This window comes from Paenibacillus sp. MY03 (assembly GCF_002165585.1).
GTDB lineage: Bacteria > Bacillota > Bacilli > Paenibacillales > Paenibacillaceae > Pristimantibacillus > Pristimantibacillus agaridevorans.
Genome location: NZ_MXQD01000056.1, coordinates 50,609 through 70,916 on the forward strand (window position 1 = coordinate 50,609; position 20,308 = coordinate 70,916).

Here is a 20,308-nt window from a genome sequence, read left to right on the forward strand (position 1 = left end):
TTGCAAGATGAGAGGTTTAAAGTGGATTAGAATAAGGAAAGATCTCGCCGGATTTCTTTCATTTTCACTGCTTGCATTATCACTAGGAAGTATCCAGCCGACGTATGCTGCAGATGAGGATTTGCCCATAGGCAATACGATAGAAAGTAATGCTCTGGTCGTGGAACTGGATCCGAATTATCCCCAAGTTATTACGTACACCCTAAAAGACAACAATGGTTTTATCGAGGGAAGCGAACCACAGGCTAACGTTTCAGATTATCGAATATCGATCAACGATGTCGATTATGCAGCGTCAGTTACGTTTGCTGTAGAGTCAGCCAATAGCGCGGAATATATCGTTACGGTCAATGACGTGGATCTTGATGGAGCTGGTCCGTTAACAATGAGAGCGGTTACGTTAAAATATCTATTCATGGTTGAAGGGACGACGTTGACCAAGAAAATCACGGAAATTACCGGTGATGATGCAAGCGCTCCGTTCCGTGTGCAATTAAAGTATCCGATTATGAGTGTCAATGATGGCACTATGGCTGACACTGGAGTTGCAGTATCCAATATAGGCGGAGTTCAATCGCCTACCTTGGGCTATACCTATAATCAAACAAGTGACTTTATATGGACATTGCAGGATATGTACGATGCGTATATCGTTTATAATTCTGATTTATTTAGGGATAGGCATTTTATGGAGCAGGTTGCTTACGCATTTGTATGGAACGATAAAGCTGTTGGAGGCGTCTATACGCCGAGCTCTTTTGATCGTCCTTATACGATGCGGCTTCGTTATAATGACAATGCCGCAAAGACGGCGGATATTTATGATGGCGTTTATTATCACAGATTGGTTGATGGCCATCGTCCACAGAATGAGAGTGAATTAGGAGTACTGAATGAGGTATGGTATGAAAGTCAAATTCATATAGGCCAGGACAGCAACAACAATGGTCAAGTGGATTGGCAGGATGGTGCTCTATGGATCAGAGAGCAGATTCCGCAAATGCCTGAGGTATTAAGAGAATTCTTTAATGGTGGAAACTGGCATCAGACGCATGGAGCATTTCCGGGTCCAGGCGGGTTATCCTCCACCTTTAAGGGCTTTACAGTAGTGAATAGCAGCTTGGATCATTTGGAGGAAGCTCAAAGACAAACCTTTAATATGACGGATGGGGTTGGGAAACAATCCTATGAATATGTCGGTTGGAATGGGCGGGGACATGATTATGGCTGGCCTAGTATAAATGAGATTTATTACAATCCGGCACTGGGAACGGATGCCAAGATGGCTGAAGCCAAATCAGCTATGGAAGTCTATGGCGGAGACTTATCTTTCCACGTGAATATGACGGATATGACGACGAATAGTAATGCCTATTTGAGAGGGAATACTCCGCATATTTATGGAAATGCGGAAATCGCAACAGACGGCTTACAATATGGTACTACTGTATTTGGTTGGGATGCATACCAGATTAGCCATTATACGGATGTGAAGGCGGGTTATCCATTTAACCGCCAGGATGATTTTGTAGATCGTTTCTGGTCGCCGCTAATTATCTATCAGGATGTCATGATCGATTATCCTAAGGGTGAGTATGGGAAGGCGGAAGAACGTTATGCCAAAAAGAGAGAAATTGATCATTGGGCGGCTCTTGGTACTTACGCAGCTACTGAATATTACGATGCTGAGAAGCGACTTAATGGGGGATATATCTTTAAGGTAGAAAATCGTGCGCCGGCCGTGCTTGATAGCTTTATCAATGCAGGGAAAACGGTATTCCACTCTACGCGTACCTATCAAACTCAGCCGCAGGATTATATTTGGGGTACGATATACAGTGATACAGAAAGAAATGGAAATATGAATATTGGATATGACCAAAACCGAAGTGCAATTGCACTTACGAAGATGACATTTTTGTACAGCTTGCTTAACGGTTATTTAGCTCAATATGGGATCCAAGAATATGAAGATACGGAAACTCGTACCTATACACGGTGGGGAGATAGCGTCATCTACGAGTATGACAAAGCAACCCAAAAGATTACAGTGACTAATGATGATGTTGTTATAGCAAGAGGTACCGATCGCTTTATACCAGCGTTTGATGGTACGGATCGTATATTTGTTTATGGTGTAGAGGCAGGTCATGCCAATACATGGAAACTTCCAGGAGGCTGGAGCAGCTATGGTACGCTTGATTTATTTGAATTGACCTCTGAAGGAAGAAGCTACGTAGATACGATTTATGTGAATAGTGGTCAGGTAACGCTTAACACGAAAGCATTAACAGGTTATGTTCTTGTACCATCTAATAGCAATAATCGTGAGGTCATTCATGGTACAAATCTTAGTCTGCATGCCAAGGTTACGGCATCATCGCATACGGAGGATGGATATAATAGCACAACTCAATCGTATACAGGTACTGAGTTTAGAACCATTACGAATGAAAACGCTCCTGACGGAGACTGGACTACCGTTCTTAAGGACATGACATCTACAATGATTGATAGTCAAGGGACGATTACCTATCAAGCAGTAGTATTAGGAGCCTTCACAGCAGATGGTGTTCAAAGCAGTTATTGGACTCCCAATATTAACACTTCAGTAGGCAGTGTTGATATGGCAGATGGTGAAGCCTGGGTGGAGTATGATCTAGGCGAGTACTCGCCGATCAACAAATTCGTTATCCAGGAAGTCGGGGCGGATGACGACAAAGTAACCTCCTTCCGAATCGATTATTTCTCAGCGCCATGGGGTAAATTCCTGCCGCTGTATAGTGGTACGAATATTCCACTGACTGTCATAGAAACGGATACTGTTTTTACGAATAAAATTAGGCTTGTCATTACTGGAGCGGAATCAAATTCACCGAAAATTAGCGAGTTTGAAATCTATGGCGCCGAGCAGTACACAAGGGATTTTAACGATAATCTTGAGGATGATTTGCAAATTGTGAAAGGTAATCAGCTCTCGCAGTTAGTTGTTTCCAATGGGGAACTACAGATTCAGGGTGGGGAGTTTCTAGCTATTGACAACAACTCTCCAATGGTTGAGGACGGCATTTACTCCTTTAAGATGAAGTTTACGGGCTCAGGGGGAGCAGGCGCAGTTCTCCGCTATGCCTCTCCGGAATCGTACACATGGATCGGCTTTCAGTCCGGTGGCGCTGTCAGGATGCGAACATTTAATGAAGATTTGGAAGAATGGGTTGAGCGGTCATTTTCTGCGTCAAATACGGGGGATGGCGAGTGGCATCAGATCGATATCGAATACATCGATCAGAATGTATGGATTAGGATCGATAACATTGATGTGTATTATGGAGAATTAACACATCCGGGCCAAGAGCAGCCAATCCTTGCAGGTAAAACCGGCTTTACGGTTTGGGGAGATGCAGAAGCTGCCTTTGATAATGCTTCTATATCCATTTCAAATCCGGAGTCTAACCCTGTATCAGCTATAGAGGCTCAGGCTATCATAGGTTCGGCAACTGGAAGCACAGCTATTCAAGCAGCCGTTGATGCAGGAAATCGTCTGGTGCTCAAACTGTCTGAACGCAGCATGAGCGTGCCTAATGCAGGCGATCTTGCACCTGTGGGAGCAGGGATTACTGACCCTTATCTATCGGGAACGGATATTAGCGATGTAAGCGCAGGTATGTATGTAGGGGTCTATGAAGTGGATAGCAGCAACCAGGTGGCAGGTTTTAAGCTGCTGCAGCTTACAAAAGAAAATATTAAAGCCGCACCGGTTCCTGCTAAGGAATTGTCTGCCACGGTGTCTCAGGGCAATGCCGTCCAGACGAGCAAGGTAGAAGCTGTTGCAAGGTTGGGCAATCAGCTTGTTATTCAACTGTCTTCTGATAGCATAGTCGTACCGTACATTGGCGATTTAGCGCCTGCAGGAGCTGGAGTCATACAATCGTATACATCAGGTGCAGACATAAGCGGAGTAAGCGCAGGTCAATATATAGGCGTTTATGAAGTAAATAACAGTAATCAGGTGCTTGGCTTTAAGCTTCTACAGCTGACAATCGACGATATAAAGCCGACCCCGGCACCGGAATTAGCTGCGACAGTAGCGCAGGGAAGTGCAATGGGAACAAGTCGTTTCAACGCTGTAGTCGCAGCGGGCAATAAGCTGGTCATTCAATTTTCATTTCATCCGATTGTTACACCTTTCATAGGCAATCCTGCACCGATAGGAGCAGGAGTAACGAATCCGTATACGTCAGGCGCCAATCTATTTGGTGTTAGTGCAGGGATGTATGTAGGTGTCTATGAAGTAGATAACAATAATCAGGTGCTTGGCTTTAAGCTGCTGCAGTTGGCAGAAGGGGATATTAGGACGACACCAGAGCCGACAGCTACGCCATGTCCGACATCGACACCAGGGCCAACAGCAATACCAAGGCCAACAGCAACACCAGGGCCGACACCGACGCCAACCCCGACATCAACAGCTACGGTGCCAACAACACCGACGCTAACAGCAACACCAACGCATGCACAGTCGTTTAGTGATGTGGCAGGTCATTGGGCAGAGGCAGGCATACAAGATGCGATTAACCGTGGAATCGTGACGGGCTATTCGGATCGTACGTTTAAACCGAAGCAGCAGGTGACCCGTACAGAATTTACTGTCATGCTTATGCGCGGATTAAAGCTTGAGTCACAGGGTACAAGCATATTCTTCTCAGATGCAAGCGCTATTGCAGCATGGGCGGAGCAAGCCATTACCCAGGCTGTTGAGGCTGGACTCATCTCGGGTTATGAGGACAATACCTTCCGTCCGAATGCCATTATGACACGATTGGAGATGGCGGTAATCGCAGCCAAAGCATTGGGCTTATCGCTCGAGGCCGTGTCGACAATGGGGTTTGCAGATGATCAGGATATTCCGGCTTGGGGTAAGGCAGCTGTTGCAGCTGCCAAACAGGCCGGAATTATGAAAGGACAGTTAGACAATAGGTTTAATCCCAACGGATTAGCGACCAGAGCAGAAGCATTGACCGTCATACTCCGATTACTGGACGCTCAAGTGGAGTAACAGAATGGAGCCACCCTGAATGTGATTCATATTCAGGGTGGTTTTAATAAATAACTTATTGGGTAACGAGGAGGATCTACGTGGGAGATTTAAAAGATCGATCAACGTCTTACATTCGTGTATTTACAGTGGAACCGGAAAATCATATTGAATATAAAAGAAGATTTGCAAAGGCGGTTACGCGCAGTGACTTAGGGAACAAAATTCATTTTTCAGCTATGCGGGCAATGGAATTAGACGATGAGGGAGCTATTAAAGACTTCAATCAACAACTAGACCTTTATACGAAGCACTATAAGCTTGGAGAGATTTTGTGGTTGTTTTATAAATTTTTGTATGCTTCAAATTTGAATTCTTTTATTGATGAGGTTAAGGACAGAGGACTTTATATCTTTGATATTTGGGGATATGTGCCGGGCTCGTTCTCAAACCGGTCGTCATGGGGTGAGTATGAAGTGCCGGAGCAAGCCGCCGCTTATCTTAGGAAGTCTTTGGGCAGCAAGTTCATGGGCTTCGATAATGGTGAGCAGGATGGGCGATATATTGGTGCTTATACGCCAATGATTTGTCCGGTAGATAGTAACAGGAAGAGTCAGTATTTACACTTTCAGCGTCATTTCGAGCAGCTTGGGAATCATTTTGATAATCAGACATCTGTCGTCTGTTCTTTGACCTTTTGTCATTATTTTGCCAAGGAAGGCAACGCTATTATAATCGGAGCGGAAACAGCGCAGGCGCTCCCGAATGCCAACATATGGTACTCCTATTTAAGAGGGGCAGGAAAGCAATACGGTCTGTTATGGTTCGGCAATGCTTCAATTTGGAATCGCTTTGGCTACAAGGATTATGAAAGAGCAGGTGTGGAGAATGGCTACGAATTTGGACCCGATGCGGGGACTAGCTTAAGCCTGCTGCGCAGACTTATTTACATTGAATACATGTACAATTGCGATATTCTTGGCTTGGAATGGGGCTTTACGATGCCGGATAGCGAGGATGATACCGGAACTAAGCTAACACCAATTGGACAAATTCAAACCGAGGCTGTCCAATTCGTTGCTAATAATGGATATCCTGGCATAATGTACACGCCAGCTGCAGTGTTGATGGACTTCTTTAATGGCTGGACACCGCCAAGACATCTATATACCCATGAATACTACAAGGTGTGGGGGAATCTTCCTTATGAGGAAGGCGATTATCAGACGCATGCTTTGTTTACAATGCTATTTCCTGGCTACGAAAATTCAGGCTTCTATCGTGATGAGAGAGGCTTTCTGACTGCTACACCGTATGGAGATATGACGGATGTCATTTTCTCGGATGCGGATCAGCAAATATTGAACAGCTATCACACGATTATTTTAGCTGGCAAAGTCACTCTGGATGTAGAGCTTTATGATAAGCTCCGTGGATTTGTAGAAGGCGGAGGGCATTTGATTGCGACTGCAGATGTCATTCTATCAGCTCAACTGCCTCAGGAGTACGTGAATCAGGTATTAGACTTTGTCGGAATCAAAAAGCTAGGGGAGCTGCAAGCTTACACTTCGGATGAGACGATCCAATTCAGAAGTAAGGATTTTGAGGAAAAAGCATTTGAAGCATACAGCATCGAACCCAATGATGGAGTGGAAATTGTTGCTCGATTGTCGGATACAGGAACGCCATTCATTGTATGCAATGCCTTGAAGCAGGGCAAGGTTAGCTTTATTGCTTCTCCCTTCGGGCTGAACATGAACAAATTGCAGGAGTGCAAGCTGGAGGAGAGAGAAACCAAATATCTTGTAGGTGAAGATATCGTTACAGAGAAAATTATGACCGCAGCAGACAATGTTGATGGTAAAGATTTGCCTATGTACTATGATTTCCTATCCACAGTCAAGCAATATCTAGGAAGCTGCTTAAATGAAATGAAAATGGTTGAGATAACGAATAGGAGCCTTCAATGCATAGTGAATACTTGTGAAGACGGCTCCTTTTTAGCGGCGATTGTGAATAATAGCTCCTCTACTCAAATGTTTGATTTTGTTAGCAATAAGTATGGATTTTCGATAGAATCTGAGCTGCCAATTCCAGCCTTGCCGGAGGATTTGATCGGATACTATGCGAAGGAATTCCAACATGAGGAGAACGCTGAAGAAGGTTCGGGAAGCATGGCGATTAAACCAGCAGATATTCGAATATTCCGCTTGAAAGCTAGTGAATGGACGTTTCAAACACAAGAAGTAAGCTTCCCTGCTGATTCTACGCAAGGCAAGTTTCTGGCAATCAGAAACATTAGTTCCTTGAAGACAGAGCTATTGACCAAACCTACGTTCAAGCATCACTTTCAGGGTGTTAAGCTGGATGCTTCTTATTTCATTGAGAAGGATATGGAGTGGCTGCGACAGGAAGCATCGTCTATACGACGATACAAGGTTGAAGTCATTATTGATTTCTCTAGCATGCTTAATCATTATCCGCAGCTGTCGCTTTTGAATAACATTAAAGACCGTTATGAAGAAGGTAGGAAATCAATTGTGTTAACGTTCGAGAAGGCTGCATTATTGGGCTGTAAAAGGGCGATCTTCATTTTGCATCGCAATGCCGAAAATCATATTACTGTAGAAGATGCGGTAGAACAGATGGCAGCCTCGCTGAAGGGGATTTGTGCAGATGCTGCGAAATATGGGATTACTATTTATCTTCAAAATGGCACGAAGGGCCGACTGTTGAAATCTACCGAGGAGACTGTAAGTTTCGTGAAAAAGTTGCAGATTCATAACCTTAAGTTTGCCTTTAATCTGGCACATAGTATTGCATTAGGCGAACAGCCCGCAGCTGCGCTGGCTAAGTACAAGGATGATATTGGCGGCCTCCTGCTAAGTGTTCCTGGAAGAGATGACTACGGTCAATATTTTGATAAGCATTGTCCGCTTTATCAGTCAGATGAACAACTAGCTGAGCTTATACACACCTACTCTAAATCGTCTATGGCTGAAGGGGTATTGGATTTCGTGTGTCAGGATGCGCTCTATGACAACTGGAACGAAGTGTACTTAGATATAAAAACATGGTAATTGAAAACAGTAGATTGTTGACAATTAATCGAAAGAGACAGTAAGATAAAGCAAAAAACAGAGGAGAACTAACGATGGATGAACTCCACTTTTTTGCGAAATATGCATGCAATTTGACGGCGGAAAACTTCCCTTCGCTAACAGGGAGACGCAGAACGCATGTGACAACGGATACCGAAGTGCTGCTGCTGGGGGACAGCCACGGATGGGGCCAGGGCTCGCCGGAATATGATGATCATTCGGCCAGCCGCCCTCATATGGCGGCCCCCTATAGTAATGGTTTCTTCAGCAAGCTGCGCCAACATATCATTGGCAAATACGGATGGTATGTAGCAGATTCAGGTCAGGTAGAATCTAGCCATCCGTTGGCAGGATTCGCTCCAGTCAGCGGGGGCGGTAAGGTTGTACGGATGACACGCCCAATCAGTGATAAATACGACGCTGCAGGTATCTATGCGCCTAGAGCCAGCGAGCAGGATGATCGCGAAATCTGGGGTTACCTGGCTACGGATCACAAGTTCAGCGAAGAGTTGATCGCATTGCCAAGTCGTCCGGCGGAGGAATCCGCACTGTATTGGGATATGACCTCGTATGCTACGAAGCTCTATATCGGTGCTGTTGCGAGTAGCTGGGGAGCGAGACTGGAGGTGAGCTTCGAACCTTACGGGGCAAGCAAGGGACTTGCGGCCGGATACGTTTATCCTCCACGCGAAGGTTATCCTCAGGTTACGCGGCTGGTTTCGGGGAGGCATGCTCCCGCCGTTGGCGATGAAGTCGAAGTCTTGCAGGGTCAACGCATTGTAATAGATACATACTTTGCCGGGGGTGAGGCAGAGGTCGTCTATTGCATCGATTTTGGACAGAAACAAAAGGGGCGTCTCCGTTTTGCCCAGGCTGGCGCGAATACGAAAGCGAAATCGTTCGAACCGGAGCACGATCAATTGTCATGTCCGATTGTCGCATTGCGTGGCGTAGTGTTCGACGGCAACAATGTTCGCAATTTTTCGATGGGCGGTCATACGGTCGGTCAATGGCTGGGGGATGGAACGCCAAGCTATAACGATGAGTCTCAGGCGCATATGGATCAATTGCTTCGATATGTTCCCTTTACACCAACACTGGTCGTGATTCAGGCGCCAATTGTCAACGAGTATCTTCGTCAAACGCCGCTTGCGGTATTTACTAGCCATTTGCATGACCTAACAGACAAGTTAAGCCGACATCTAAATATGGATGGAAAAAAGCGAACCGACTTTCTTTTCCTGACGACGCCGGGGGACAAACGGATTATGTTTCAAAATGAACCGTCGGCTCCTATCCGCTATGAGGATTACTACGAATCGGCAAGGGAGTTTGCTCGCGCAAGCGGCGCCGGTTTTATTGATTTCGCGCAATATTTCGAGAGCTGTGTGCATGACGGAATACTGGATTATGAACTATTATTCGACGACCCCATTCATCCGTCACCTTTCGTCAATGAGTTTATCGCAAGGCGGCTCTCGCAAGCCATTGATTTACTTATGTAGCGGGATTTCCTGCGTTTTGTTATATTTTTAATAGGATGAACGGCGAGGCGGTGAAGACATTGAAATATTTCAAAAAATTGCCGATTGGTCAGCAGTTGTCCATTCTCGCCTTTTTTGTGGTTGCTGTTATGATTTTTATTATTTTAAGCAATTTTATTCAGGTCTCCCGAGTCATGAAGGAGAAGAATAGCGAATATGTGACGGAATCCATTTCTCAAATTAACCAGACCATTGCTTCCAATAGCGATGTGGTCAAACGTCTCCTGGAAAAAATCTCTTATAATTCGCCGATTGTACAAAGCTACTTAAACGAAACGGATTCCGTCAGAAAGTTTGTGGAATACACCCAGCTTAAAAGCTACATCGGGGATATGATCGATATGAAAGATGGCATATTGGACATTGCTATGATCGATAATAATGGAACCGTTTTCAATACCAGCGGCGACATTAATGAATTGCTGCCGTTCCGCGAAGAAATTCCGGAGAGGAAATTGTATTATTATTCGTCGCTCCAAACGATTCCTTTTAATAGCAAGATGAGGCATGTTTTTATTGCCGGGACCCGCATTTATTCCATTACCAATTTCGAAAACAAAGAGGTTCCCATCGGCACGCTTTTGCTTGTACTAGACATTAGCGCGATGTTGGGGAAACAAGAACAAGTGATTCGAATGAGCGGCAGCGAAGTGTACATGATCGACCGCAACGGCGTCGTTTTTTATACGAACAACGAAGAGATTTCGGTAGGGAGCATGTATGATGAGGCTCAGTTTCTTGATGGTGATGACAGCGATATTATTCGTACAGGGGAAATTCCGGATCTCGGCGGACGGGTCATTATTAAAGTACCGGCGAGCGCGCTCCTAAGCGAAGTGGCTGAAATACGCAGACAGCAATTGCTGGTGTTCTGCATTTCTTTAGCGGTGCTTGCCTTTCCTTTTTTGTTTGTTATCAATAATATTTTGTATCCGCTCAAGAAGCTGTTGAGATTTATGAAAGAGATCAGATCGGGCACATTGAAGACGTTGAAGAAACGGATTGAGCTCGACGGGTATTACGAGATGATGACCACAACCAATCATTTTAATGCGATGCTGGACGAAATTGACGATTTGACTCACAAACTGCTCGAAAGCAATGTGAGATTGTATGAAGCGGAACTTGTTAAGAAAAAATCCGAATTGGCTTTTTTGCAGAGTCAGATCAACCCGCATTTTCTTTATAACACATTAGAATCGATTAAAGGCATTGCCGCCGATGAAGGTTCCGATAAAATATTTCGAATCTCCAAGGCGCTGGCGCTGGTGTTCCGCTACAGCATTAAGGGTGCAGACAGGATACCCCTTCGCGAAGAGATTCAAATGATACAAAATTATATGTATATTCAGCAGATTCGTTTTGGCGACCGGATCGAGATGGAATACGAGATCGATCAAACACTTCTTGACTACAAAGTCCCGCGTATGATTTTGCAGCCGATTGTGGAAAATGCCGTTTTTCATGGCATGGAGCCAAAGGTAGGCGGTTGTAAATTGCGATTCGAAGCTTACGTTCGCGAAAATGTGCTCTACCTGGCGGTTAAAGACAGCGGCGTGGGCATTAAACGGGATACGCTCGAGCATATTCAGGCACGTCTGATGGCCGAGACAAGACTTAAAGCTTCTGGAGAGATGGAGGATTATATTGAAGGAATAGGTTTGTTTAATGTCCACGACCGTATTCGTTTAAATTATGGCAATCCATATGGTGTACGTGTTGTCAGCATGCTCGGAATCGGCACGGAGGTTAGCATTCTGATGCCTTACGGGGGGGAGCTATATGCATAAAGTGTTGCTGGTGGACGATGAGGAATTTGTAGTTAAAAGCTTAAAGGCTAGCGTGGATTGGCAGGCCTGCGGGTTTGAGATTGTAGGCGAAGCATACAATGGGGATGATGCGGTTCGGGCAGTGCAGCAGCTAAAGCCGGATTTGGTTTTTACGGATATTCGCATGCCCGGCATGAACGGACTTGAGTTCATTAAGAAAGCTAAAGCAGTTGACGCCTCAACGCTGTTTATTATCGTCAGCGGCTACGCCGAGTTTGCTTTTGCGCAAAAGGCGCTTAATGTTGGCGCGATTGGTTATTGTCTCAAGCCGTTCGATGAACTTGAGATCTCCGGCTTTCTGCATAAAGCCGCAGCTATGTTGGATCAAACACGGCCGATTGACGAAGGAGAAATACTGGATTTGCTTGAAGACGCAACAAATCAGGGCGTAGATAAATTGCGCTCCAGACTGGAGCAGGCTGGTATCCGCATCGGGCAGCAGGAACGTTATAGAGTGGCTGTATCGGTCGGGCAGGAGCGCCTGGCTCTAAATCCCGGTACGCTGGGTGAGCTAATTTTGCGGATCGGTTATCGCAAATATGCGTACTGCATCGCAGATCATCCTCCCGGCCGAGCCGATGAGTGGTATACGCATGCTCAGATGTCGGGTTCAGCTGTTGGAGACGGAGGGGTTATCGGGGATGTCGCCCGATTGAAGGGAGCGATCGAGAGGGCGGAGCTGGACGCTTATCATTATTTTACAGTAGGCAATTATGCCGAAAGATTGGAATCGGAAAATACGGAAGCGCCTGACAAGGCACTGACCCGACTAGTAGGAGCGATTGCAAATCAGGATGTGCCCGCGATATTTGCTGCGCTAAACGGGATCGAGAGGCACTTCTCCCAGGGGTTGCTTAATATCAGGCATGCGTTGACGGTATACAACGATACTATCGTATTCCTGAACAGGATTGGAGAATCCGAAGAGTCCTTGTTGCTGTCGTATGACAAGCTGACCGTCTTGTTTTCGGATGCGGGGCACATGGTGAGGCAGTTAAAGCAGGCATTGTCGGAGAGTTTAAACCGAAGCAAACTAAGCCTTAAACCTGAGGATATCAAGAACAGGACGTTTACGTCCATTCTTCACTTCGTCAACGAAAACTTTTGCCAGGATTTGTCCATTCAGAGCCTTTCCCGATCGTTTAACATCAATGCCAATTATATCAGTCAGATGTTCAAGCGAGAGACCGGGAGGACCTTTACCGAACATTTGACCCAATTAAGGATGGAGTATGCCTGTCAATTATTGAGAACGGCCGATACGTCGATTCAGGAGGTGGCGGAGAAGGCCGGCTATCACGACTATTTCTATTTCAGCAGGCAATTCAAGCGGTTTACAGGCACACCTCCGAGCACGTATCGCGCGGAGCATCAATGACTGTTTACAGAATCAAAGTAGTAGAGGACTATTTCTCTTAAACGGGAGAAGGTCCTCTTTTTTTGTGTCGCGGAATTTCATATGGACTGATATTAGCTACGGATGGACAAATGTTAGATGTAAAGAGGGGGCGCAGTGGGAGCGGATCAAATTGGTATGAATTATCCAAACAATGCTTAGGGACGTTCATGTAGTGTAACGTCCAATCTGTTTACAATTTGATTATGTAATCACCATTCAATAATAAGATAGCGGGGGTGAACTTTATGAACAAGCAGTTGGAAGGAAAAGTCGCCATTGTTACTGGAGGTACTAAAGGGATAGGCGGAGCCTGTACACGATTGTTCGCAGAACGAGGAGCTAAAGTAGTCTTCACAGGAAGGGACGAAAATACAGGTCTAGAGCTCGAAAAAGAGTTGCAAAGGAACGGGTATGAAGTAAAGTTTGCTCAATGTGATGTATTCAACGAATCAGACATAATCCATATAGTTAATCTAGCAGTCCAAAGGTTCAATCAAATAGATATCTTAGTGAATAATGCGGCCACACATATTTCGAAACTTATGCACGAGTACTCCGAGGATGATTTCAATACGATAATCAACACGAATCTGCGAAATTATTTTCTCCACTCCAAGTATGCGATTCCACATCTGCTCATAACAAAAGGGGCCATCGTAAATATATCATCGAGTACGGGCAAAGTAGGACAGTATGCAGGCTCCTTATACTCAGCAACAAAGGGAGCTATCAATGCGTTTACGAAGTCGGTAGCGCTGGACTATGGACGTTCGAATGTTCGTGCTAATGCCATACTTCCTGCCTATGTAGATACCCCATTGTTGAGGGCTTGGATCAATCAACAGGCCGATCCTGTTGCAACAGAACAGTCTTTAAGTAATTGTCATGCCTTGGGTCATATATCGAGTTCGGAAGAAATTGCTGCAATAGCAGCATTTCTGGCAAGCGATGACGCCTCAACTATCACTGGATCCATCATCGATGCGGATGGAGGAGCAACCTTGGAATATTCTCCAGCCGTGATCAAGTTTAGGGGGAGACATGAGAATTGATGCGCATCAGCATTATTGGAAGCTGGATCGTGGTGATTATAATTGGCTGAATCCTGAGCTAAGCAAGCTTTACCGCGATTTTCTCCCAAGTGATCTGACACCTATCCTGCATACGCATAATATTGACAAGACCGTTCTTGTTCAAGCTGCTCCTACATTGGCTGAAACTGAATACATGTTAGCACTAGCCGAGCATGATCTAACAATTGCCGGGGTTGTGGGTTGGTTGGATCTGGAATCAAATGTTTTTCCAGCGCTATTCCAACAACTGATGACTCACACAAAGTTTGTCGGAATCCGTCCCATGCTGCATGATCTTCCAGACGATGAGTGGATTCTTAGGCCGAAGGTCATTCAGTCTCTGAAGTTATTGGCGGAATATGATTTTCCAGTTGACTTCCTCATCTATTCACGGCATCTGCCTCATCTTAATAAATTGATTCAGCAAGTTCCGAATCTAAGAGGAGTTGTGGATCATATCGGAAAACCGAATATTGCAAAGGGGGAGATGGAACCATGGAGAACACAAATAGCTGAATTAGCGAGTGGGACGAATATCTATTGTAAACTGTCTGGAATGGTTACGGAAGCGAATCACATGGAGTGGGATTATAAGCAGTTATCACCATACATACAACACTGCCTTGATGTGTTTGGAACCGACCGCGTCATGTTTGGCAGTGATTGGCCTGTGTGCCTGTTGGTGGCTTCTTACGATGAAGTAGTATCAATTTTGGAAGGCCATATCTCTTCGAACCTGAATCAAGCAGATCTATCCAAGGTTTGGGGGTATAATGCGATCGATTTTTACAGACTACAAGTTTAACAAGTGAGGAAGATTACTATGGATAAGGAAATCATTGTATCATCAATCGAGTTAATTGAGTTATGTATTAAGAAGCTCATGAGTCATGGTCTGAGCCAAAAGCACGCAGGTATCGTTGCAGATGTTCTGGTCCATGCCAACCTAAGAGGTGTGGATTCACATGGCATCAACAGAATGGGACATTACATCCAAAGACTGAAGGCAGGCGGGCTTAATCCTAACCCGAATATTCAGATGAAGAGTACGGGACCCTGTTCAGCCATAGTTGATGGCGATGATGGATTCGGACATATTATTGCTAAGGAAGCTATGGATCATGCGATAGCAATTGCTGAGCAGAATGGTGTTGGTATGATTAGCATAATTAACAGCAGTCATTGTGGTGCGTTATCTTATTTTGTTAACCAAGCAGTGGAACATAATATGATCGGCATCATGATGGTCAATACGGATAAGTTTGTTGTCCCTTTCGGTGCGGCTGAGCCATACTTTGGAACCAATCCGATTGCCTTCGGCTTTCCGACAAACCAGCAAAAACCGATCATATTAGATATGGCGACAAGTCAAGTAGCGGTGGGGAAGATCCTATATGCTAAGCAAGTAGGAAAATCTATTCCTGCTGATTGGGCCGTTGATGCGGAAGGGAATCCAACAGAGGATCCTAATCAGGTTGTGGCTTTGAATCCTATGGGCGGTCCGAAAGGAACCGGACTTGCTCTAGTCATTGATATATTCTCGGGAATACTAACTGGCTCTGGATTCGGACCTCACGTAAGTCAGATGTATGGCAACTACAATAAGGCTCGTAAGCTGGGGCACTTCTTAATGGCCATTAAAATCTCTTGTTTAACGGATTCTACTATATTCAAATATAAGATTGATCAACTTATCGACGAACTGCATCAATTACAACCAGCGCCTGGTCATCAGTCTGTATATATACCAGGCGAGCCAGAACAAATGAAGGTGATTGAACGAATGAAATACGGGATTCCAGTGCCAGAGTCGACATATACTTTTTTACAGGAGTAACGACATAATTGTGATAACAAGCTCAAAATATGCCCGAACAACAATGCAGTATACCCAAATTTAGTGGAGAGTGATAAGCATTGAAATTACATTACACTACACCAGCATATAAATGGACGGAAGCGCTTCCCTTAGGAAATGGGCGGTTAGGTGCAATGGTATTCGGAGGGATTGAAACGGAGCGACTTCAATTAAATGAAGATACTTTATGGTCAGGGGAACCGAAGGACGCGACAAATTCGAACGCACAAAAAGTACTTCCAGAAATTCGGGAGCTAATTAATCAAGGTAATTTTGTGGAAGCGGATGAACTTTGCAAACAAGCCATGGGACCTTATACACAATCATATATGCCCATGGGCGATCTCTTTATCCATTTTTATCATGGAGCTTTGGCGAACAATTACGAACGTCAACTAGATTTGGAGACGGCAACATCGGTAGTTCGCTATAAGATTGGAACCACTACATATACTCGAACTTGTTTTATTTCAAGTCCGGATAATGTAGTCGTCTTACGTATTGAAGCGGATCGTCAGGAAATGATCAGTTTTAATGCGAATCTTTCAAGCTCGCTTCGCAGCCAGACAACTGTTGAGTTGGGACGTCACATCATTAAGGGACAAGCACCTATACACGTTGATCCCAATTATTACCGCGAAAAAGAACAACCTATTCAATATGGGAACGGCGGGATTCGGTTTGACGGTCGGATAGGTGTGAAACTAGATGGTGGCACACATTCCGTTAATCACGACGGTCTGCTTGTGGAAGGTGCTTCAAGTGTTACGCTAATTTTTAGTGGAGCAACCAGTTTTAATGGTTATGATCGAAATCCATTCACCGAGGGTGTAGAGCCAAGCAGCTTGGCGGAGAGTTATTTGAATGCTGCTCATAATCTGAGTTACACAGAGTTGCTGGGCAAACATATTTCGGATTACAAACGATTGTATAACCGGGTTGAATTGGATCTTGGTGGATGTGACGATAATGAAAGTATCCCAACAGATAAAAGAATACTAGAATACGGAGCTAAAGATAGAAAGTTGGTAGAGTTACTGTTTCAATTTGGCCGATACTTGCTTATCTCAAGTTCACGTCCTGGAACACAAGCAGCTAATTTGCAGGGAATATGGAATCAAGAGACCCGACCGCCATGGAGCGCAAATTATACGTTAAATATTAACACTCAGATGAATTATTGGCTCGCGGAAGTCTGTAACTTGTCGGAATGCCATAAGCCATTGTTGGAGTTTATTCGGAATCTCTCAGAATCAGGTTCAAAAACCGCACTTGTAAATTACGGGGCCAGAGGGTGGGTCGCTCATCACAACAGCGACATATGGTGTCAAACGGCTCCAGTAGGGGATTATGGAGATGGTGATCCGGTATGGGCGAGTTGGTTCGTGGCAGGTGCATGGCTAAGTCAGCACCTTTGGGAACATTATGCATTTAGCGGCGATGTAACGTATCTTCGGGAGACAGGTTATCCTATTATGAAAGAAGCGGCTTTGTTTTGTCTCGACTGGCTATGCGAGGAACCTGATGGTTATCTGGTTACTTCACCATCAACTTCTCCTGAACATAAATTTGTTACCTCTGATCGTCAATTGGCAGCTGTAAGCAAAGGATCTACGATGGATATTTTGTTGATAGAGGAATTATTTTCAAATTGTATTCAAGCAGCATCCTTGCTTAATGTAGATATGGAGCTGAGGGAAGAGTTTAAAGCAACTGTTGAGAAACTTCGTCCATACACGATTAGCAAAGGTGGTCATCTTCAAGAGTGGTTCCTTGATTTTGAAGATCAAGACATTCATCATCGTCACGTATCTCACTTATATGGGGTATACCCGGGGTATTTATTTACTGAAAGGAAAAGACCTGAACTTTATGAGGCAACAAAGAAATCTTTGGAACGTCGAAGTGATGCTGGCATGGGTTGGAGTTTGGCCTGGAAAATAAATCTTTGGGCACGATTCGGCGATGGTGATCGCGCGTTAAAGTTAATAGATCGTATACTCCATCTAGTCCGAGAAGAAGATACAGCGGATTATAATAGCATGGGGATTTATCCAAATCTCTTTGACGTAGGTCCACCATTCCAGATAGACGGGAATTTTGGCTTTACCGCAGGTATTGCAGAAATGTTAATGCAGTCCCACACCGATGCTATCCGTTTGATTCCCGCACTGCCAATTGAATGGCCGTCGGGCTCAGTAAAAGGTTTACGCGCGAGGAACGGATTTGAAGTCGGTTTTACGTGGAGACAGAATAAGGTTGAGCGCGTACACATTCACTCAGCGCTAGGCAAAGTGTGCCGTGTAAGGATGGATTGCCAAATGGCCGTTCTAGCTGAAGGACAAGCCGTCCAGTTAAAACAGTTGGAGGACGGAATCATCAGCTTTCCTACAACTATAGGAGCAAATTATACAATCGAGACTTCACATTAAGTATGGACGAGCGGTTTAAAATAACAGGAGGGAAGAGGTCGGGCGACAGTGTCCGGCCTCTCTTTTGCAGTCAGGAGACTAGTTTTCGCTTAAAGAGATTGTTCAAAAATTCCGCTTCTCGTTACGAAGCAATCCTAGTCAAAGACTATAGGCGGTTGCGGTGATGGGACGAACTCTACTCCGGTCATTGTTACCTTACTCCCTCTCCATGACAGGCATGCCAAGCATACGCTCCGCAATACGTTCGATGGAGGATGAAGGCCCTGAAAAGTAAAACAGCTCAGAACGATCGGTTGAATGTCCCGGCTTCCAAATCGGCAAGGCAGGCGCATGATACTCCAGCTCTGCGAATTTGCCGAACTGCCCGCCATCGTTAAAGACTTGCACACACGATCCGCGATAGGAGGGCTGACCGGGTGGATAGTCCGGGTAAATCCCTGCGGGATGCACGGCAAACTGACGAATAATCAGCGTGCTTACGTCTTCGCTGAGACGCCTGATGTAGCCAAAGCGTCCTGTTGAGGCAATCGCGTCGAACGACAGCTTGAACTTGGCCGCCCCGCCGCATGGAATACGCGCGCCGCTAGGCAAGATCTCAAGCGTTTCCGGCTGACTGTCGGCGAACATGGTGAGCGGCCGCGCGCCGCCAAACGTAGGGATCAGCGCTTCGCCGTCCGAGGGGAGCTGCAGGATGCTCCATAAGTTGCAATAACCGTTGCCTTCCGCCGCAGCATGGTGGTCTTCATTCCCCAACGGTTCCAGTGACAGCTCGGTTGTCGTTTCGCAGCCTGCATAACTGACGGAAGGATCGGCCAGCGAAGCCGTAGAGCCATTATGGAGCAGCGGATTGGGCAACAGGGAGAATCGTTTTTTGATTTGAAATTGGATGGGCATGGCCGAGGTGATATGATGGAGCACGCCATCCATGCCGAGTCGAATTTCTTCTGCGGAAAGCGACTCCAGCGTCCAGTTGCCGGGATCCAGAGAGCCGGGAACCCTGTATTGGCCTTCGGAATCCATGAAGTATTCCAGCTCGGGGCTGATCCAGGTACGATCCCCGCCTACATTCCAATGATCCGGAGAAGCGGCTTTGGCAGGCGTCCAAAACGGCAGGGGGGCGTCGGTTCGTCCGGGCACTAAGCCCAGAAGTCTCCCGCCTTTAGGCAACACCAGCAGGGAAGAACCGTCTATCCCCTGCAAAGCAGCAAATTCACCGTGGTGGCGGTTCATTAGCGTTTCGAGTTCAGTGGTCAAGCGGCGCATGCTCCTTCCTAGCTCTGATTAAAACACAGCAAGCAATCCTCGTCGCGAATATGGCTTCCCCAAATCTCGGCTACAGCTGCCTCATTATACGAGCGAAGGGCTTTAATCAACTCCTGATGCTCCTTCGGCACCTTATGCAGATCAGGAAAAATGCCTGTGTTTTTAATAAAGTGCAGACGGAGCCGATTTACAATGCTGAGCCAAATCTGCTGCGCATAGGATGTTTTGTCCAGCGCGATGATCCTCTCGTGGAAACGGATGTCCGCTTCGACAAGCGCAAATAAGTTTTGCTCTTCTGCGGCTTGCTTCATGTCGGCGACGATCTGCTCCAGATCGTTGAACAGCTCTTCGTCTAGCTGATTGTTGTGCTGCTTAAGAACAAATAGCTCCAACTGCAGGCGAATCGGGATCAGCAGCCCGACAACTTCATCCACCTGTACATCGGCGACTACCGTCTCCCGGTAAGGTTGACTGACGACAAGTCCAATCGCTTCCAGGTCGCGCAACGCTTCGCGCAGCGGCCCGCGGCTGACCGACATTTGGGCAGAAATGTCCTGTTCTCGGAGCTTGTCGCCGGGCTTGAGATGCCCCCGCAGGATGGCGTCCCGAATATCGGAGAAGATCCGCTGCCGCAAGGACAAGTTTTCCTGACTTTTGAATTGATGTGGCTTCATCTATCTAATTCTCCCTTTAAGTCTATTTCTTAATAGGTATTATACGCGAATTGTGATATTCATTCAACGATCAATTGATGATTGTTGACAATCTATGATA

At 45.7% G+C, this 20,308-nt stretch carries 11 protein-coding genes; 9 read left to right on the forward strand and 2 right to left on the reverse strand.

From position 1 onward, the window contains the following. Window positions 1-7 precede the first annotated feature (7 nt). The 9 genes from B1748_RS31020 (at window position 8) to B1748_RS31060 (ending at window position 18,271) form a co-directional block, all read left to right on the forward strand. Window positions 8-5,056 carry an S-layer homology domain-containing protein gene (locus B1748_RS31020; protein ID WP_087571836.1) on the forward strand — a complete coding sequence of 1,683 codons (5,049 nt, stop codon included), beginning with the start codon at window positions 8-10 and terminating at the stop codon, window positions 5,054-5,056. Between the two features lie 80 nt (window positions 5,057-5,136). Beyond that, the gene (locus tag B1748_RS31025) at window positions 5,137-8,115 is read left to right on the forward strand and encodes a TIM barrel protein (protein ID WP_087571837.1); all 2,979 of its coding nucleotides are present in this window, start codon (window positions 5,137-5,139) and stop codon (window positions 8,113-8,115) included. A gap of 74 nt (window positions 8,116-8,189) precedes the next feature. Then, entirely contained in the window at window positions 8,190-9,641 is a 1,452-nt protein-coding gene (locus B1748_RS31030; protein WP_087571838.1) for an SGNH/GDSL hydrolase family protein, read from the forward strand. 50 nt (window positions 9,642-9,691) lie between these two features. After that, window positions 9,692-11,470, forward strand: coding sequence for a sensor histidine kinase (locus B1748_RS31035; protein ID WP_179215910.1), 1,779 nt, complete (start codon window positions 9,692-9,694; stop codon window positions 11,468-11,470). After that, window positions 11,463-12,887, forward strand: coding sequence for a response regulator transcription factor (locus tag B1748_RS31040; RefSeq protein ID WP_087571840.1), 1,425 nt, complete (start codon window positions 11,463-11,465; stop codon window positions 12,885-12,887). Before B1748_RS31035 ends, B1748_RS31040 begins: the two co-directional genes overlap by 8 nt. Before the next feature lie 266 nt (window positions 12,888-13,153). Beyond that, the gene (locus tag B1748_RS31045; RefSeq protein WP_087571841.1) at window positions 13,154-13,960 is read left to right on the forward strand and encodes an SDR family NAD(P)-dependent oxidoreductase; all 807 of its coding nucleotides are present in this window, start codon (window positions 13,154-13,156) and stop codon (window positions 13,958-13,960) included. Then, entirely contained in the window at window positions 13,950-14,786 is an 837-nt protein-coding gene (locus B1748_RS31050) for an amidohydrolase family protein (RefSeq protein WP_087571842.1), read from the forward strand. Before B1748_RS31045 ends, B1748_RS31050 begins: the two co-directional genes overlap by 11 nt. An 18-nt stretch (window positions 14,787-14,804) precedes the next feature. Further along, window positions 14,805-15,818 carry an ureidoglycolate dehydrogenase gene (gene allD, locus B1748_RS31055; protein ID WP_087571843.1) on the forward strand — a complete coding sequence of 338 codons (1,014 nt, stop codon included), beginning with the start codon at window positions 14,805-14,807 and terminating at the stop codon, window positions 15,816-15,818. 80 nt (window positions 15,819-15,898) lie between these two features. Beyond that, a complete protein-coding gene (locus tag B1748_RS31060) occupies window positions 15,899-18,271 on the forward strand; it encodes a glycoside hydrolase family 95 protein (protein WP_087571844.1) in 2,373 nt (790 codons plus the stop codon). A gap of 195 nt (window positions 18,272-18,466) precedes the next feature. On the opposite strand, the gene B1748_RS31065 is transcribed toward B1748_RS31060, so the two are convergent. Next, on the reverse strand, window positions 18,467-19,525 hold the full coding sequence (locus B1748_RS31065; RefSeq protein WP_143810416.1) for a DUF6786 family protein: 1,059 nt from the start codon (window positions 19,523-19,525) through the stop codon (window positions 18,467-18,469). Window positions 19,526-19,542: 17 nt separating this feature from the next. Then, window positions 19,543-20,208 (reverse strand): GntR family transcriptional regulator, encoded by a 666-nt coding sequence (locus B1748_RS31070; protein WP_087571846.1) that lies wholly within the window; start codon window positions 20,206-20,208, stop codon window positions 19,543-19,545. Between the last annotated feature and the right edge of the window lie 100 nt (window positions 20,209-20,308).

Bases quoted from the DNA above. Each gene is read 5' to 3' on its own strand.
- B1748_RS31020 (WP_087571836.1), top strand. From the start codon at position 8: ATGAGAGGTTTAAAGTGGATTAGAATAAGGAAAGATCTCGCCGGATTT.
- B1748_RS31030 (WP_087571838.1), top strand. From the start codon at position 8,190: ATGGATGAACTCCACTTTTTTGCGAAATATGCATGCAATTTGACGGCG.
- B1748_RS31040 (WP_087571840.1), top strand. From the start codon at position 11,463: ATGCATAAAGTGTTGCTGGTGGACGATGAGGAATTTGTAGTTAAAAGC.
- B1748_RS31045 (WP_087571841.1), top strand. From the start codon at position 13,154: ATGAACAAGCAGTTGGAAGGAAAAGTCGCCATTGTTACTGGAGGTACT.
- B1748_RS31050 (WP_087571842.1), top strand. From the start codon at position 13,950: ATGAGAATTGATGCGCATCAGCATTATTGGAAGCTGGATCGTGGTGAT.
- allD (WP_087571843.1), top strand. From the start codon at position 14,805: ATGGATAAGGAAATCATTGTATCATCAATCGAGTTAATTGAGTTATGT.
- B1748_RS31070 (WP_087571846.1), bottom strand. From the start codon at position 20,208: ATGAAGCCACATCAATTCAAAAGTCAGGAAAACTTGTCCTTGCGGCAG.